Genomic DNA, 15,579 nt, shown 5'->3' with positions numbered 1-15,579 from the left:
GGCCGTCCGGCGGGCTGAGCTGTGGACAGACCGCCGGGTGTGGACAACGGCGTCACCCGGCATACCGCCGGGTCCCGTACACTTCTTGTGGCGATCCGGGTCACCGGGTCGACTTCGCACGCCCCCTCACCAGCCCGAAACAGCCAGGTGAGAGCGTCTCTCGGTCCCTTTCGGGGCAGGGCGCGGCGGGGCGTCAGGAACCAAACCGAGAAAACAAGGAGATGGCCATGGCCGTCGTCACGATGCGGGAGCTGCTGGAAAGCGGCGTCCACTTCGGTCACCAGACCCGCCGTTGGAACCCGAAGATGAAGCGCTTCATCTTCACGGAGCGCAACGGCATCTACATCATCGACCTGCTGCAGTCGCTGTCGTACATCGACCGCGCCTACGAGTTCGTGAAGGAGACCGTCGCGCACGGTGGCTCCATCATGTTCGTCGGTACCAAGAAGCAGGCCCAGGAGGCCATCGCCGAGCAGGCGACGCGCGTTGGTATGCCGTACGTCAACCAGCGGTGGCTGGGTGGCATGCTCACCAACTTCTCCACCGTCTACAAGCGCCTTCAGCGTCTGAAGGAGCTTGAGGCGATCGACTTCGAGGACGTCGCCGCCTCGGGTCTCACCAAGAAGGAGCTCCTGGTCCTCTCCCGCGAGAAGATCAAGCTGGAGAAGACCCTCGGTGGTATCCGCGAGATGTCGAAGGTCCCCAGCGCCGTCTGGATCGTCGACACCAAGAAGGAGCACATCGCCGTCGGTGAGGCGCGCAAGCTCCACATCCCGGTCGTCGCGATCCTCGACACCAACTGTGACCCCGACGAGGTCGACTACAAGATCCCGGGCAACGACGACGCGATCCGCTCCGTCACCCTGCTCACCCGCGTGATCGCCGACGCCGTCGCCGAGGGCCTCATCGCCCGCTCCGGCGCCGCGACCGGCGACTCGAAGCCGGGCGAGAAGGCCGCCGCCGAGCCGCTCGCCGAGTGGGAGCGCGACCTGCTCGAGGGCGACAAGAAGGCCGACTCCGACGAGTCGGCCGAGGCTGCGGCCGCTCCGGCCGAGGCCGCTGCCGAGACCGTCGAGGCCCCGGCCGTCGAGGCTCCGGCCGCCGACGCCGAGGCTGTCGAGGCCCCGGCCGCCGACGCCGAGCAGGCCTGACCCACTGAGAGCGCCCGGCGTTCACGCGCCGGGCACTCGCAGCACGGACGATGACGGCGGGGGAGCCGCGCCAAAAGCGCGGCGCCTCCGCCGTTCACCCGTAGATCTACGACTTCGAGAGAGAATCACAGACTCATGGCGAACTACACCGCCGCTGACGTCAAGAAGCTCCGCGAGCTCACCGGCGCCGGCATGCTGGACTGCAAGAACGCGCTCGTGGACGCCGACGGCGACGTCGAGAAGGCCCAGGAGGCCCTCCGTATCAAGGGTCAGAAGGGCGTCGCCAAGCGCGAGGGCCGTTCTGCCGAGAACGGTGCCGTCGTCTCCCTGATCGCCGACGACAACACCTCCGGTGTCCTCGTCGAGCTGAAGTGCGAGACCGACTTCGTCGCCAAGGGCGAGAAGTTCCTGGCCGTCGCCAACCAGCTGGCCGCCCACGTGGCCGCCACCTCCCCGGCCGACATCGAGGCGCTCCTCGCGTCCGAGATCGAGGCCGGCAAGACCGTCACCGCTTTCGTCGACGAGGCCAACGCCAACCTCGGCGAGAAGATCGTCCTGGACCGCTTCGCGCAGTTCACCGGCGGTTACGTGAGCTCGTACATGCACCGCACGATGCCCGACCTGCCGTTCCAGATCGGTGTCCTCGTCGAGCTCGACAAGGAGAACGCCGAGGTCGCCCGCGGCGTCGCGCAGCACATCGCCGCGTTCGCCCCGCAGTGGCTGTCCGCCGAGGACGTCCCGGCCGACAAGGTCGAGTCCGAGCGTCGCATCGCCGAAGAGGTCACCCGCGCGGAGGGCAAGCCCGAGGCTGCCATCGCGAAGATCGTCGAGGGTCGCGTCAACGGCTTCTTCAAGGACGCCACGCTGCTCGGCCAGGCCTACGCCCTGGACAACAAGAAGTCCGTCCAGAAGGTCCTGGACGAGGCCGGTGTCACCCTGAAGCGCTTCACCCGCATCAAGGTCGGCATCTGAGTCCGTCCGTACACGACGGACACCGGACCCCGGTAGGGTCTGAGGCAGTCGCCCGCGCTTGCGCGAGGCGACCGCAGATCTGACGAGGAGGCCATTGCCGCAGAGGGAACCGCAAGGACCCACCGGCAATGGCCTTCTTCGTATGTGCACGAGGAGATCTCCATGAATCAGGGCGTGGACACCCACACCGCATCCGACGACAAGAGCGACCAGGACAAGAAGGGCCGCCGCTTCATGCTGAAGCTGTCGGGCGAAGCCTTCTCGGGTGGCAGAGGACTGGGCGTCGACCCCGACGTCGTCCACGCCATCGCGCGCGAGATCGCCGCGGTGGTCCGTGACGGCGCGGAGATCGCCGTCGTGATCGGCGGCGGAAACTTCTTCCGCGGCGCCGAGCTCCAGCAGCGCGGCATGGACCGGGCCCGGTCCGACTACATGGGCATGCTCGGCACCGTGATGAACTGCCTCGCACTCCAGGACTTCCTGGAGAAGGAGGGCATCGACTCCCGCGTGCAGACCGCCATCACCATGGGTCAGGTCGCGGAGCCGTACATCCCGCTGCGCGCCGTACGGCACCTGGAGAAGGGCCGCGTCGTGATCTTCGGCGCCGGCATGGGCATGCCGTACTTCTCCACCGACACCACGGCCGCCCAGCGCGCCCTGGAGATCGACGCCGAAGCCCTGCTCATGGGCAAGAACGGTGTCGACGGCGTCTACGACTCCGACCCGAAGAAGAACCCGGACGCGGTGAAGTTCGACGCGCTGGAGTACGGCGAGGTCCTGTCCCGCGACCTCAAGGTCGCGGACGCCACCGCCATCACGCTGTGCCGCGACAACAAGCTGCCGATCCTCGTCTTCGAACTGCTCGCCGAGGGCAATATCGCCCGCGCCGTCAAGGGTGAGAAGATCGGCACGCTCGTCAGCGACCAGGGAACCCGGGCCTGAGCAGTCCGCTGCCGGACCGAGCCCGGACCGGCCCCGCCCGTCATGCCCGCCTGAACCATCCATTCAAGACATGCAGGAGCACGTGGTGACCGAAGAGATCCTCCTCGAGGCCGAGGAGAAGATGGAAAAGGCCGTCGTCGTCGCCAAGGAAGACTTCGCCGCGATTCGCACCGGTCGTGCGCACCCGGCGATGTTCAACAAGATCGTGGCGGAGTACTACGGCGCCATCACGCCCATCAACCAGCTCGCCTCCTTCTCCGTGCCCGAGCCGCGCATGGCGATCGTGACCCCGTTCGACAAGAGCGCCCTGCGCAACATCGAGCAGGCGATCCGCGACTCGGACCTCGGTGTCAACCCGAGCAACGACGGCAGCATCATCCGGGTGACCTTCCCCGAGCTGACGCAGGACCGCCGCAAGGAGTACATCAAGGTCGCGCGCACCAAGGCCGAGGACTCCAAGATCTCCCTGCGCGCCGTGCGCCGCAAGGCGAAGGACGCCCTTGACAAGCTCGTCAAGGACAAGGAGGCCGGCGAGGACGAGGTGCGCCGCGCGGAGAAGGAGCTCGACGACACCACCGCGAAGTACGTCGCGCAGGTGGACGAGCTCCTCAAGCACAAGGAAGCCGAGCTCCTCGAAGTCTGATGAACGACTCTTCCTGGCAGCCGGAGCCGGTTCCGGCGGGTCCCGCATACGATGCGCAGGTGGGCCCGCACACTCGGCCCATGCCCATCGTGCCCGATGCCGCCGGCCGTGACTTCGACGACCGGGAAGCACGCGATCGGGGGGCCGCCTCGGACGGCGGCCCCCTCTTCCGCGCCGAAACGCCGCCGCAGGAGCCCATGCCCAGCCCCCCGCCCCCGCCTTCGCAGGTACCGCAGGACGCCTCGCCTCCGCCGCCGAAGAAGCGGGCGGGGAGGGACCTGCGCGCCGCCATAGGTGTCGGCGTCGGCCTCGGCGCGGTGATCTTCGCCTCGCTGTTCATCGTCAAGGCGGTCTTCGTCGGCGTCATCGTCGTCGCGGTCGTCGTGGGGCTGTGGGAGCTCACCTCCCGGCTCCAGGAGAAGAAGGGCATCAAGGCCCCGCTGGTCCCGCTCGCCGTCGGCGGCGCGGCCATGGTCATCGCCGGATACGTCCGGGGAGCCGAGGGCGCCTGGGTCGCCATGGCCCTGACGGCTCTGGCCGTCCTGGTCTGGCGGATGACCGAACCGCCCGAGGACTACCTCAAGGACGTCACGGCCGGCGTCTTCGCCGCGTTCTACGTGCCCTTCCTGGCCACCTTCGTCGCGATGCTGCTCACCGCCGACGACGGGCCGCAGCGCGTGGTGACGTTCCTGGTGCTGACGGTGGTCAGCGACACCGGGGCCTACGCCGTCGGCTGGCGCTTCGGCAAGACCAAGCTCGCCCCGCGCATCAGCCCCGGAAAGACCCGCGAGGGGCTGTTCGGCGCGGTGGCCTTCGCGATGGCGGCCGGTGCGCTGTGCATGGAGTTCCTGATCGACGGCGGCTCCTGGTGGCAGGGCCTGGTGCTGGGGCTGGCGGTCGCGGTCAGCGCCACGCTGGGTGACCTCGGCGAGTCGATGATCAAGCGGGACCTGGGCATCAAGGACATGGGCACCCTGCTGCCGGGCCACGGCGGCATCATGGACCGGCTCGACTCCCTGCTGCCGACCGCGCCGGTGGTGTGGCTGCTGCTGGCGGCCTTTGTGGGCACGGGCTGACCTGCGGAAAGGCGTCGTAACACGCCGGGCGGTTACTCTTGGAAGGCGCGCTGCTTCTGCGGTGCGCCTTTCGTCTTACAAGGAGTACCTGCCATGGCCCGCCCCGTTCCGGGAGAGCTCACCTTCGTCGCCCCTCGCGGGGCCAAGAAGCCGCCCCGGCACCTCGCCGACATGACCCCGGCCGAGCGCCGTGAGGCGGTCGCCGCGATCGGCGAGAAGCCGTTCCGGGCCAAGCAGCTCTCCCAGCACTACTTCGCGCGCTACGCGCACGACCCGGCCGAGTGGACCGACATCCCGGCGGGCTCGCGGGAGAAGCTCCAGCAGGAGCTGCTGCCGGATCTGATGAACGTCATCCGGCACATCTCGTGTGACGACGACACCACCCGCAAGACCCTGTGGAAGCTGCACGTCCCGGCCATGCTGCGCTTCGCCGACGAGGGCTTCAAGTGCCGTCTCGCCGTCTCGCTGCACGCGCCCGACGACGAGCTGCGCGACACCCTGGTCCCCGTGAACACCCGCTGGAACGTCCGCGAGGTCCTCGGCGCGGCCTGGGAGTACGCGGAGAAGTCCGGCCGCCGGATCTCGATCGAGTACGCCCTGATCCGCGACATCAACGACCAGGCCTGGCGCGGTGACCTGCTGGGCAAGCTGCTCAAGGGCAAGCGCGTCCACGTCAACCTGATCCCGCTGAACCCGACGCCCGGCTCCAAGTGGACCGCCTCGCGGCCCGAGGACGAGAAGGCCTTCGTTGAGGCCATCGCCCGGCACGGCGTGCCCGTGACCGTCCGGGACACCCGCGGCCAGGAGATCGACGGTGCGTGCGGCCAGCTCGCGGCCTCGGAGCGCTAGTTTCCGGTCACCGGGGTCCGTATTCGGCCACGGGGTACCCTGTGGCCGAACCAATTTCATATTCCGACAGGGGAGCGCCACAGCGCTGAGAGTGCGGAACCGTCATCCGCAGACCCTCTGAACCTCGCCCCGGTCATTCGGGGTAGGAAGTTCGGTCACCACTCATGCTGTTGCGCCCTGCCCGGCGTCCGCTCCCACAGAGCGCCGGGCAGGGCCGCGTCTTCTCCTGGACATCCCAGGAGGAATCACCAGTGAGCACCACCAAGAAGATCGCGGGCGCCGCGCTCGCGGCTGCCCTGGGCGTCACCACGCTCAGCGCCTGCGGCGGCGGCGACGCCAAGGACAAGTCCGCGGGCACGAGCGATGCCCCGAAGTCCACGACCGTCACGCTCGTCTCCCACGACTCCTTCAACGTGACCGACACGGTCCTCAAGGAGTTCGAGCAGCAGAGCGGCTACACCGTCAAGGTGCTGAAGTCCGGGGACGCGGGCGCGGCGCTGAACCAGGAGATCCTCACCAAGGGCTCCCCGCGCGGCGACGTCTTCTTCGGGGTGGACAACACCCTGCTCTCGCGCGCCCTCGACAACGGGATCTTCACGCCGTACGAGGCCAAGGGCCTGGGCGAGGTGAAGCCGGAGTTCCAGCTCGACAAGGAGCACCGGGTCACCCCGATCGACTCCGGTGACATCTGCGTCAACTACGACAAGGCGTACTTCGCCGACAAGAAGATCGCCCCGCCGCAGACGCTGGACGACCTGATCAAGCCGGAGTACAAGAACCTGCTGGTCACCGAGAACGCCGCGACCTCCTCGCCGGGCCTCGGCTTCCTGCTCGCCTCCGTCGGCAAGTACGGCGACGAGGGCTGGAAGGACTACTGGAGCAAGCTGAAGGCCAACGGCGTCGAGGTCGTCGACGGCTGGGAGCAGGCCTACAACGAGCGCTTCTCCGGCTCCGCGGGCGGCAAGAAGGCCAAGGGCGACCGCCCGCTGGTCGTCTCCTACGCCTCCAGTCCGCCGGTCGAGGTGCTGTACGCCGAGCCGCAGCCGGCCGAGGCCCCGACGGGCGTCGCCACCGGCACCTGCTTCCGTCAGACCGAGTTCGCGGGCCTGCTGAAGGGCGCGAAGAACGAGGAGGGCGGCAAGGCGCTCGTGGACTTCCTGATCAGCAAGAAGTTCCAGGAGGACATGCCGCTGCAGATGTTCGTGAACCCGGTGACGAAGGACGCTTCCCTGCCGGAGCTGTTCACCAAGCACGGTGTGGTGGTCGAGAAGCCTACGAGCGTCGCTCCCGAGACCATCGCCAAGAACCGTGAGCAGTGGGTCAAGGCATGGACCTCGCTCGTCGTGAAGTAGGCGGTACAAAGGTTCCGAGCGCGGCGCCGGAGGGCGCCGCGCCGGTCCCCGCCCCTCGCGAGTCCGGCCGGGCCACGGCCCTGCGGTTCGCGCTGATGGCCGTGCCACTGGCCTTCTTCGGGCTGTTCTTCGCCTATCCCGTGGCCGCGATCGTCGGGCGCGGGCTCAAGACCGACGCCGGCTGGCAGTTCGGCCGGATCGGCGAGGTGCTCGCCCGGCCCGACATCGCCGATGTGCTGTGGTTCACCACCTGGCAGGCGTTCGCCTCCACCCTGCTCACGCTGCTGATCGCGCTCCCCGGCGCGTACGTGTTCGCGCGCTTCGAGTTCCCCGGCAAGCAGCTGCTGCGGGCCGTGGTGACCGTTCCCTTCGTGCTGCCGACCGTGGTGGTCGGCACCGCCTTCCTGGCGCTGGTCGGCCGGGGCGGGCTGCTCGACGAACTGGTGGGCGTCCGGCTCGACACCACCGTCTGGGCGATCCTCCTCGCACACGTCTTCTTCAACTACGCCGTCGTCGTACGGACGGTCGGCGGGCTGTGGGCCCAGTTGGATCCGCGCCAGGAGGAGGCCGCCCGGGTCCTGGGCGCCGGGCGGTTCGCCGCCTGGCGGCGGGTGACGCTGCCCGCGCTGGCCCCGTCGGTGGCCGCCGCCTCGCTGATGGTCTTCCTGTTCACCTTCAGCTCCTTCGGCGTCGTCCTCATCCTGGGCGGGCCCGCGTACTCCACCCTGGAGGTGGAGGTCTACCGGCAGACCGCGCAGCTCCTGGACCTGTCCACGGCCGCCGTGCTGACGATGGTGCAGTTCGCGGCTCTCGGCGGGATCCTCGCGGTGCACGCCTGGACGGTGCGCAAGCGGGAGACCGCGCTGCGGCTGGTGGACCCGGGGCGCACGACGCACCGGCCGCGCGGCTGGGCGCAGCGCACCCTGCTGGGAGGGGTGCTGCTGACGGTCGCCCTGCTGATCGTGGCCCCGCTGGCGGTGCTGGTGGAGCGGTCCTTCGACGCGCCCGGCGGGTACGGGTTCGGCTTCTACCGGGCGCTCCAGGAGGTGGGCGCGGGCGGCGGAACCTTCCTGGTGCCCCCGCTGGAGGCGATCTGGAACTCCCTGCAGTACGCGCTCGCCGCCACCGCCATCGCCCTGGTCATCGGCGGGCTCGCGGCCGCGGCCCTCACCAGGCGCGCCGGCCGTTTCGTTCGGGGCTTCGACGCGCTGCTGATGCTGCCGCTCGGGGTGTCCGCCGTGACGGTCGGCTTCGGCTTCCTGATCACCCTGGACGAGCCGCCGCTGGATCTGCGGACCTCGTGGGTCCTGGTTCCGCTCGCGCAGGCCCTGGTGGGCGTGCCGTTCGTCGTACGGACCATGCTGCCGGTGCTGCGCGCCGTGGACGGGCGGCTGCGGGAGGCCGCCGCCGTGCTCGGCGCCTCCCCGCTGCGCGCCTGGCGGGAGGTGGACCTGCCCCTGGTCCGGCGGGCGCTGCTGATCGCGGCGGGCTTCGCCTTCGCCATCTCGCTCGGGGAGTTCGGCGCGACCGTGTTCATCGCGCGGCCGGACCGTCCGACGCTGCCGGTGGCCGTGGCACGGCTGCTGGGGCGGGCCGGAGAGATGAACTACGGGCAGGCCATGGCCTTGAGCACGATTCTGATGCTGGTGTGCGCGGTGTCCCTGCTGGTGCTGGAGCGACTGCGTCCCGACAAGACCTCGGGAGAGTTCTGATGACACTGCTTCAGCTGGACGGGGTGTCGGTCCGCTTCGGCGAGCGCGCGGTGGTGGACCGCGTGGACCTGGAGGTCGCCGAGCACGAGATCGTGTGCGTGCTGGGGCCGAGCGGCAGCGGGAAGTCGACCCTGCTGAGGGTCGTCGCCGGGCTCCAGCCGGTGTCCGCGGGCCGGGTCTCGCTCGGCGGCGCCGACCAGGCCGGCGTGCCCGTACACCGGCGGGGCGTGGGCCTGATGTTCCAGGACCACCAGCTCTTCCCGCACCGGGACGTCGGCGGGAACGTCGCCTTCGGGCTGCGGATGCGGGGCGAGGGGCGCGGCTCGTCCGAGGCCCGGGTCGCGGAGCTGCTGGAGCTGGTAGGGCTCCCCGGGGCCCAGGGCCGGGCGGTGGCCTCGCTGTCCGGCGGCGAACAGCAGCGGGTGGCGCTGGCCCGTGCGCTGGCCCCGTCACCGAGGCTGCTGATGCTGGACGAACCGCTGGGGCAGCTGGACCGCGGGCTGCGCGAGCGGCTCGTGGTGGAGCTCCAGGGGCTGTTCTCCCGGCTGGGGACCACGGTGCTGGCCGTCACGCACGACCAGGGCGAGGCCTTCGCGCTGGCCGACCGGGTGGTGGTCATGCGGGACGGGCGCGTCGCGCAGGCCGGGACCCCGCTGGAGGTGTGGCAGCGCCCGGCCTCGGAGTTCGTGGCGCGCTTCCTCGGCTTCGAGAACGTGGTCCCGGCCGTGGTGTCGGGCGGGGTCGCGGGGACCCCGTGGGGCAAGGTCCCGGTCCCGGCCGGATCCCCGGAGGGCGAACAGCGGCTGCTGATCCGACCGGCCGGAGTGGTCCTGGCCCCGGACGGTCTGCGCTGCGAGGTCGTGTCCAGGACCTTCCGGGGCACGCACGTCGCGCTGCTGCTGCGCCCCGAGGCGGGGCCGGTGCTGGAAGCGGAGTGCGGGCTGGCGGGGGCACCGGCCTCGGGGGACCGGGTCGCGGTGTCCTTCACCCCGGCCGAGGTGGTCGTCCTGCCGGCGGACACCCCCTAGGAACGGACGCCGTCGCAGGAGATCGTCAGGTGGCGCGGGCCGCGCAGGACCGCGTTCTGACGGTACGGCGGCGGGTCCTCCAGCAGCCGGGGGTTCTCCAGCCGCCGGGCTAGCTCGCTCAAGGCCAGCTGGGCCTCCAGCCGGGCCAGCGGTGCCCCGAAGCAGCTGTGGATTCCGCTGCCGAGCCCGAGGTGCTGGATGTCCTTGCGGTCGGGGTCGAAGCGGTCCGGGTTCTCGAACCGCTTCGGGTCGCGGTTCCCGGACGCCAGGATCAGCCACAGGGATGCGCCCTTGGGGATGGTCACGCCGGCGACCTCGATCTCGGTGAGCGTGCTGCGCTGGGGCAGCAGCTGCACGGGAGGCTCGTAGCGGAGCAGCTCCTCGACGATGGGGACGGACAGGGCTGGGTCCTCGCGCAGTCGCTGGAGGACGTCCGGGTGGCGCAGCAGGGTCAGCATGCCGTTGGTGATCAGGTTGACCGTGGTCTCGTGGCCCGCGATCAGCAGCAGCGCGGAGGTGCTGAGCACCTCCATCGTGGTCATCGAGCCGTCCGGGCCGTCGGCCGTCGCCAGCTGCGACAGCATGTCGTCGCCGGGGTTCTTGCGGCGCTCCTCGATCAGCCCGGCCAGGTACATGCCCAGTTCCATGCGGGCGTCCATGGCCCCCTTGCCCTGCTGGGCGGGGTCCGCGTCCGGGTCGGGGTCCAGGCTGGCCGCGAGGGTCTCCGCCCAGACGTGGAAGCGTGGCTCGTCCTCGTGGGGCACCCCGAGCAGCCGGCAGATGACCGAGACCGGGAAGGGGTAGGCGAACTGGTCGACCAGGTCGACCCGGTCCAGGTTCCCGGTGGTGGCGATGCCGTCGATGAGCCCGGATACGAGGCCGCCGAGCTCCTCCCGCATGTCGTGCACCCGGTGGGGGGCGTGCGGCGGCCCGAACGGCCGGTTCGTCATCCGCCGCAGGCGGTCGTGGTCGGGCGGGTCGAGCTTGAGGAAGGACGGGGGCAGGGTCGCCCCCTCCTCCTCGCCCTGGCCCTGGCCCAGCGGATCGTCCCCGGTCGCCTTCAGGTTCTTGGCGTCGGAGCTGATCCGGGGGTCGTGCAGGAGGCTCTGGATCTCGTAGTACGTGCTGACGACGTACGGGCCGTCCCCATCGTGCGAGACCGGGGTCTTGCGGAGCTCCTCGTACAGCGGGTACGGGTTCGCGCGGTTCGCGTAGTCGATGATCTCCCGCAGGATGGCTTGTGTCATGACGGGTCCTCGTGATCCTCGGGGAGGGCGCGGTCAGTGGCGCGCGGGGGTGAAGGTCATCGTCCGGTCGGCCGGCGAGTAGCCGCTGAGGGTGATGGTCGGACCGTGGGTGGGGACCGACGGGTCGGGGAAGTCGGCCGGCATCGGCTTGTGCCCCTCCGGCCTGCGGTCCACCGTGGAGAACGGCGGGGGGAACGGGGCGGTGGTCTCGATCTGGTGCTCGTAGAACGGGAGCCACCGGCAGTTGTCGAAGGTCACGGCGGCGATCATGCGCCCCTGGTACCCGTACACGGCCGCGAACCGGCGCTCCGCGAGGGAGCCCTGCGTGACCTGGATCTCGGTCCCCATCGGCGGCACCCCGACCGACTTGATGTTCACGCCGAACTGGGAGGACCAGAAGGCCGGCACCCACACGTGGGGGCGGCGGTCCATGCCTTCGCTGAGCATGTTGTGCGCCGCCGTCTCGGCCTGGGCGACGGCGTTGCCCCAGTGCTCCAGGGACAGGAACTGGTACCCGAAGAGCGCGTGCGGGGAACGTGCCACGTCACCCGCCACGTAGATGTCGTCGGTGACGATGCCCCAGATGTTGAAGGCCCGGCAGCCCGCGTCGCAGGCGATGCCGCGGGGGCCGGCACCCAGTCCGGACCCGGCGAGCCACTCGGTGTTGCGCTGCGCGCCGAGCGAGACGACCACCACGTCGGCTTCGACGGTGGCGCCGTCGGAGAGGTGGGCGGCGCGGACCCGCCCGGAGGGATCGCCCTCCAGCCCGGTCACCATCACGCCGGTGCGCAGGTCCACCCCGTGCTCCTGGTGCATCTGGGCGGCGACCTCGCCGATCACCCCGCCGAGCGCGCCGACCAGGGGCGCGGCGCCCCGCTCGGCGACCGTGACGGGCAGATCGCGCTCCCGGCAGGCGGAGGCGATCTCGGATCCGGTGAACCCGGCCCCGATGACGAGTACCCGGCGGGGACCGGCCGCGAGGGCCCGTTCCAGTCGGGCGCCGTCGTCACGGGTGCGCAGGACGAAGACGCCGTCGAGGGCGCCCTCGGCCTCGTTGGGCCACGGCCGGGCCCGTACGCCGGTGGCGATCAACAGCCGGTCGTACTCCACCTCGTCGCCGTCGGCGAGGCGCACCCGCCGGGCCGCCATGTCCAGGCCGGAGGCGGGGACTCCGAGGCGCCACTTCGCGTCGATGTCCCGGCGGCGGGGGAGGGCGGTACGGTCCGCGGTCGCCTTGCCCAGCAGCACCTGCTTGGACAGCGGGGGCCGGTCGTACGGCTCGTACGGCTCGTCGCCGATCATCGTGAGCGAGCCGCTGAAGCCCTTCTCGCGCATGGTTTCGGCCGCCCGCAGGCCGGCCAGGGAGGCGCCGACGACGACGATGCGGCCGTCGCGCTTGAGGCGCTCGAGGCTGCCGTCAACGCTCACCGCGCACCTCCGGGGTGAGTACGGGGCCGTCCGCAGCGTCGTATTCGACGAGGATCGCCCCGACCGGGCAGGCGGCGACGGCGCGCGCGACGTTCTCGCGCTGTTCCTCGTCCGCCTCCGGGTCGTACAGCAGCGACTCGTCACCGTGCATGGCGAACACGTCGGGAGCGAGGAACGCGCACTGCGCGTATCCCTGGCAGCGATTGAGGTCGACGACAAGCCTCATGAAAGATCAGCCCTTCCGTGGCCCGATCATCCCCGTCATCCCCGAGCCCCCGAAGTACCCGTCCCTCCCCTGCATCCAGCATGCACGCGGGGCCCGGGGACGGCCTGCCAGACGGCGGAAGGGCAGGTCAGGACCTGTGCAGCAGGATGTGGAAGCTGACGATGAGGGCCCAGGCCGGGAAGACCAGCTCGGACCAGGGCACAGCGGACGCCACGATGAGCAGGACCAGCCCGACGACGGTGCCCAGCAGAACCAGCGGCTTGGGGAAGACCCCGAGCCGCCGTCCGATCGTCGAGGTCGCGAAGACGAATACGGCGGCCATCCGCATGGCATAGGTCGACAGCACCGTGTACGCGTAGTGGCGGCCGAAGTCGGAGGGCGTGTTCTCCGCCAGCACGGTGCCCGCCGCCCCGGAGGCGACGAACAGGGTGGAGACGAAGACGAACCCGCTGCCGAGGAACACCGTGGCGACGAATCTGTCCTCGGCCTCGCCGGCATGGGCGCGCAGGGCGCCCATGAACCACAGGAAGAAGATCCCCGCGAAGGGGATGATCTCCAGGGCCACCCGCACCGCCCAGCGCCGGTCCGAAGGGATGGCCGCGTCAGCGGCGTTTCCCGACGGGACGGCGATCCGCATCAGCACGATCGCCGCGGCGAGCAGCAGGGCGAAGGCGATTCCGGCCGTTCCCGCGGCGCGCGGGGTCCGGAGCCGCTCACTGGTGGGTTCCATGAACCCTCGCTTTCTCCCCCGTCCAGAAAGCGGCAGCCCGTGCTCCACCACCATCGGGGACGGCCGACCGGGTGAAGGCGCCGACCGGGTGACTCCTCCGGGCCGACCGGGTGACTCCTCCGGGCTACGCCACCGGCTCGGGGACCGGGGCCTGGGCCTCCGCGTCGGCCCCCTCGTGCTTGCCGTACCAGGCGACCGCCACCGCGCCCGTGACGGCCAGGACGAAGCCCAGCACCGCCAGCCAGGCCAGACCCGGGCGGGAGGCGTCGCCGAGCCAGAGCACGCCGATCGCGCCCGGCAGGACCGTCTCGCCGACGACCAGGGCGGCCGTCGCGCCGTTCACCGAGCCGATCTGGAGGGCGACGGTGTGCAGGTACATGCCGCCGAAGCCCGCCACGAGGATGGCGTACAGGGCCGGGTCGGACAGGAGGGTGCCCAGGTCGAACGGGTCGACGCCGTCCAGGATCCGGACGCCGACGCCCAGCGCGCCGAAGCCCAGGCCCGACAGCAGACCCGCCAGGATCGCCGCGCCGCCGCCGAGGAGGCGTACGGCCACCGTGCCGCCCACCATCAGCAGCAGGGTGATCCCCAGCAACCACCAGTGCGTGGACATCGGGGCGTGGTGCCCGCCCTCGTGGCCCGCGGCCGTCGCCAGCAGCACCAGCGCCGTGCAGACGACGCCGATGGAGGTCCATTCCTTGCGGCTCAGCCGGATGCCCAGCATCTTCACGCTCAGCACCGCGGTGATCACCAGGTTGGCGCTGATCACCGTCTGGGACAGGAACAGGGGCAGCAGGCGGGCCGCCAGCGCGCCCAGCCCGAAGCCGACGAAGTCCAGGACCGTCCCGACGATGAACTCCCAGGTCATCGCCGCTTTCGCGGTCGACGACAGGTTGGGGCCGCCGTGCGCCGTCACCCCGGCGGCGGACGGGGACATCCGGGCGGCGCGGCGCGATCCGACGGCTTGCAGGACGGATCCCGTGCCGTAGCAGATGGACGCCGCGACAGCGGTCAGCAGGCCTATGAGCACCGAAGGCTCCGTTCACGTCTGGCAGGTTTTGCGGTACCTCTGCCAGACGTCGGAACGGGCCGGGAAGTTGCCTCCCGGTGTCAGGCCATTGACGCGAGGACGTCCGGGACCTCGTCCACCGAGTCCACGAGGGCGATCCGGGATTCCATCGCCCGGCCGCGCGCCAGTGCCTGGAGCAGGGGCCAGGCAGGAAGGTGCTCGGTCCAGTGGGCCCGGTCGACCAGGATCATCGGTGCGGGCTCGCCCCGCGAGGAGTAGTAGTTCGGCGTCGCGCTGTCGAAGATCTCCTGGACCGTGCCCGCCGCGCCCGGCAGGAACACCACGCCCGCCGTGGAGCGAGCCAGCAGCCCGTCCTCCCGGGTGGCGTTCGCGAAGTACTTGCCGCTGTGCGCCGCGAAGGCATTCGGCGGCTCGTGCCCGTAGAACCAGGTCGGGATGCCCACCGAGTCCCCGCCGCCGGGCCACCGGTCCCGTACGGCGAAGGCCGCCCGCGCCCAGTCGGACACCGACGGAGCGAAGGAAGGGGCCTTGGCCAGCAGCTCCAGGGCTTCCGGAAGGGCCTCGTCCGGAGCCGGGGCCAGGTAGGCGCCGAGGTTGGCGGCCTCCATCGCGCCGGGGCCGCCGCCGGTGGCCACGGTGAGCCCCGACCGGGTCAGCGCCCGGCCGAGCTCCGCCGCGCCGTGGTACTCCGCACCGCTGCGGGACATGGCGTGGCCGCCCATGACGCCGACCACCCGGGCACCCGAGAGGTGCTCGTCCAGGGCGTCGGATATGGCGTCGTCGTGGATGGAGCGGAGCATCGAGGAGAAGACGTCTCCGTCGGCCTTGGTCTCCTGGAACCAGGCGTAGGCCTGGGCGTCCGGGGTGGCCTCGTATCCGGCGGGCAGCCCGGCGAACAGCTCCTCGGGCGTGTAGAGCAGGCTCCGGTACGGATTGAACGGAAGGTCCGGCACGGGCGGGAAGACCAGCGCGCCGTCGGCGCGGACCTTCACCGAGGCGTCGGGCTCCATCGCGCAGCCCAGGAACACGGCGGCCGAGGTGTCGGCGGACAGCAGCGCGAAGGTCCGCTCCAGCAGGTTGACCGACTGGATCCGGTAGCCGCTGAGCGAGCCGCGGGCCACGACCTGGTCGAATTCGGCGAGCGTCTCGATCTCGATGTCTGCGTTGACCATTCGGCCCACCCTAAGGGCTGC

15 protein-coding genes and 1 riboswitch are annotated in these 15,579 nt (G+C 70.6%); of the genes, 9 read left to right on the top strand and 6 right to left on the bottom strand.

Annotated features, from left to right (window positions below):
- Positions 1 to 227: 227 nt before the first annotated feature.
- From rpsB to OHA89_RS11730, 9 genes are all read left to right on the top strand, one after another.
- Positions 228 to 1,151, top strand: a complete 924-nt coding sequence (rpsB, locus tag OHA89_RS11770) for a 30S ribosomal protein S2 (protein WP_257553974.1) — start codon at positions 228 to 230, stop codon at positions 1,149 to 1,151.
- Positions 1,152 to 1,286: 135 nt separating this feature from the next.
- A complete protein-coding gene (gene tsf, locus OHA89_RS11765) occupies positions 1,287 to 2,123 on the top strand; it encodes a translation elongation factor Ts (protein ID WP_215145245.1) in 837 nt (278 codons plus the stop codon).
- A 162-nt stretch (positions 2,124 to 2,285) separates the two neighbouring features.
- A complete protein-coding gene (pyrH, locus tag OHA89_RS11760) occupies positions 2,286 to 3,065 on the top strand; it encodes a UMP kinase (RefSeq protein WP_215145246.1) in 780 nt (259 codons plus the stop codon).
- Positions 3,066 to 3,150: 85 nt separating this feature from the next.
- Positions 3,151 to 3,708 carry a ribosome recycling factor gene (gene frr / locus OHA89_RS11755; protein WP_030016386.1) on the top strand — a complete coding sequence of 186 codons (558 nt, stop codon included), beginning with the start codon at positions 3,151 to 3,153 and terminating at the stop codon, positions 3,706 to 3,708.
- A complete protein-coding gene (locus tag OHA89_RS11750; RefSeq protein WP_215145247.1) occupies positions 3,708 to 4,784 on the top strand; it encodes a phosphatidate cytidylyltransferase in 1,077 nt (358 codons plus the stop codon). Before frr ends, OHA89_RS11750 begins: the two co-directional genes overlap by 1 nt.
- Positions 4,785 to 4,877: 93 nt before the next feature.
- On the top strand, positions 4,878 to 5,633 hold the full coding sequence (locus OHA89_RS11745) for a hypothetical protein (protein WP_406366109.1): 756 nt from the start codon (positions 4,878 to 4,880) through the stop codon (positions 5,631 to 5,633).
- Positions 5,634 to 5,691: 58 nt separating this feature from the next.
- A riboswitch (TPP riboswitch) is annotated at positions 5,692 to 5,800 on the top strand.
- An 84-nt stretch (positions 5,801 to 5,884) separates the two neighbouring features.
- On the top strand, positions 5,885 to 6,985 hold the full coding sequence (locus OHA89_RS11740) for a thiamine ABC transporter substrate binding subunit (RefSeq protein ID WP_215145248.1): 1,101 nt from the start codon (positions 5,885 to 5,887) through the stop codon (positions 6,983 to 6,985).
- Positions 6,986 to 7,080: 95 nt separating this feature from the next.
- A complete protein-coding gene (locus OHA89_RS11735; protein ID WP_266615366.1) occupies positions 7,081 to 8,697 on the top strand; it encodes an iron ABC transporter permease in 1,617 nt (538 codons plus the stop codon).
- On the top strand, positions 8,697 to 9,725 hold the full coding sequence (locus OHA89_RS11730; protein WP_266614718.1) for an ABC transporter ATP-binding protein: 1,029 nt from the start codon (positions 8,697 to 8,699) through the stop codon (positions 9,723 to 9,725). Before OHA89_RS11735 ends, OHA89_RS11730 begins: the two co-directional genes overlap by 1 nt.
- On the opposite strand, the gene OHA89_RS11725 is transcribed toward OHA89_RS11730, so the two are convergent.
- The 6 genes from OHA89_RS11725 to OHA89_RS11700 all read right to left on the bottom strand — a co-directional run bounded on the left by OHA89_RS11725 (position 9,722) and on the right by OHA89_RS11700 (position 15,558).
- Positions 9,722 to 10,972, bottom strand: coding sequence for a cytochrome P450 (locus OHA89_RS11725; RefSeq protein ID WP_266614716.1), 1,251 nt, complete (start codon positions 10,970 to 10,972; stop codon positions 9,722 to 9,724). The genes OHA89_RS11730 and OHA89_RS11725 overlap by 4 nt on opposite strands.
- 33 nt (positions 10,973 to 11,005) lie before the next feature.
- Positions 11,006 to 12,400 (bottom strand): NAD(P)/FAD-dependent oxidoreductase, encoded by a 1,395-nt coding sequence (locus OHA89_RS11720; RefSeq protein ID WP_266614715.1) that lies wholly within the window; start codon positions 12,398 to 12,400, stop codon positions 11,006 to 11,008.
- Positions 12,390 to 12,626, bottom strand: coding sequence for a ferredoxin (locus OHA89_RS11715; RefSeq protein ID WP_215145253.1), 237 nt, complete (start codon positions 12,624 to 12,626; stop codon positions 12,390 to 12,392). Before OHA89_RS11715 ends, OHA89_RS11720 begins: the two co-directional genes overlap by 11 nt.
- A gap of 127 nt (positions 12,627 to 12,753) precedes the next feature.
- Positions 12,754 to 13,356: a hypothetical protein gene (locus OHA89_RS11710; protein WP_406366107.1), complete on the bottom strand. Its 603-nt coding sequence runs from the start codon at positions 13,354 to 13,356 to the stop codon at positions 12,754 to 12,756.
- 124 nt (positions 13,357 to 13,480) lie between these two features.
- The gene (locus tag OHA89_RS11705; protein WP_257553967.1) at positions 13,481 to 14,386 is read right to left on the bottom strand and encodes a hypothetical protein; all 906 of its coding nucleotides are present in this window, start codon (positions 14,384 to 14,386) and stop codon (positions 13,481 to 13,483) included.
- 80 nt (positions 14,387 to 14,466) lie between these two features.
- Positions 14,467 to 15,558 carry an LOG family protein gene (locus OHA89_RS11700; RefSeq protein ID WP_406366105.1) on the bottom strand — a complete coding sequence of 364 codons (1,092 nt, stop codon included), beginning with the start codon at positions 15,556 to 15,558 and terminating at the stop codon, positions 14,467 to 14,469.
- Positions 15,559 to 15,579: the final 21 nt, after the last annotated feature.

The organism is Streptomyces sp. NBC_01546, from assembly GCF_045208355.1.
Taxonomy (GTDB): domain Bacteria; phylum Actinomycetota; class Actinomycetes; order Streptomycetales; family Streptomycetaceae; genus Streptomyces.
The sequence above is the reverse complement of the archived record's forward strand: the minus strand, read 5'-3'. Positions and strand labels throughout refer to the sequence as shown.

Excerpts from the sequence above, each read along its gene's own strand:
- OHA89_RS11735 (WP_266615366.1), top strand. The coding sequence starts at position 7,081 with ATGGCCGTGCCACTGGCCTTCTTCGGGCTGTTCTTCGCCTATCCCGTG.
- OHA89_RS11745 (WP_406366109.1), top strand. The coding sequence starts at position 4,878 with ATGGCCCGCCCCGTTCCGGGAGAGCTCACCTTCGTCGCCCCTCGCGGG.
- tsf (WP_215145245.1), top strand. The coding sequence starts at position 1,287 with ATGGCGAACTACACCGCCGCTGACGTCAAGAAGCTCCGCGAGCTCACC.
- OHA89_RS11715 (WP_215145253.1), bottom strand. The coding sequence starts at position 12,626 with ATGAGGCTTGTCGTCGACCTCAATCGCTGCCAGGGATACGCGCAGTGC.
- pyrH (WP_215145246.1), top strand. The coding sequence starts at position 2,286 with ATGAATCAGGGCGTGGACACCCACACCGCATCCGACGACAAGAGCGAC.
- OHA89_RS11725 (WP_266614716.1), bottom strand. The coding sequence starts at position 10,972 with ATGACACAAGCCATCCTGCGGGAGATCATCGACTACGCGAACCGCGCG.
- rpsB (WP_257553974.1), top strand. The coding sequence starts at position 228 with ATGGCCGTCGTCACGATGCGGGAGCTGCTGGAAAGCGGCGTCCACTTC.
- OHA89_RS11730 (WP_266614718.1), top strand. The coding sequence starts at position 8,697 with ATGACACTGCTTCAGCTGGACGGGGTGTCGGTCCGCTTCGGCGAGCGC.
- OHA89_RS11700 (WP_406366105.1), bottom strand. The coding sequence starts at position 15,558 with ATGGTCAACGCAGACATCGAGATCGAGACGCTCGCCGAATTCGACCAG.
- OHA89_RS11710 (WP_406366107.1), bottom strand. The coding sequence starts at position 13,356 with ATGGAACCCACCAGTGAGCGGCTCCGGACCCCGCGCGCCGCGGGAACG.
- OHA89_RS11750 (WP_215145247.1), top strand. The coding sequence starts at position 3,708 with ATGAACGACTCTTCCTGGCAGCCGGAGCCGGTTCCGGCGGGTCCCGCA.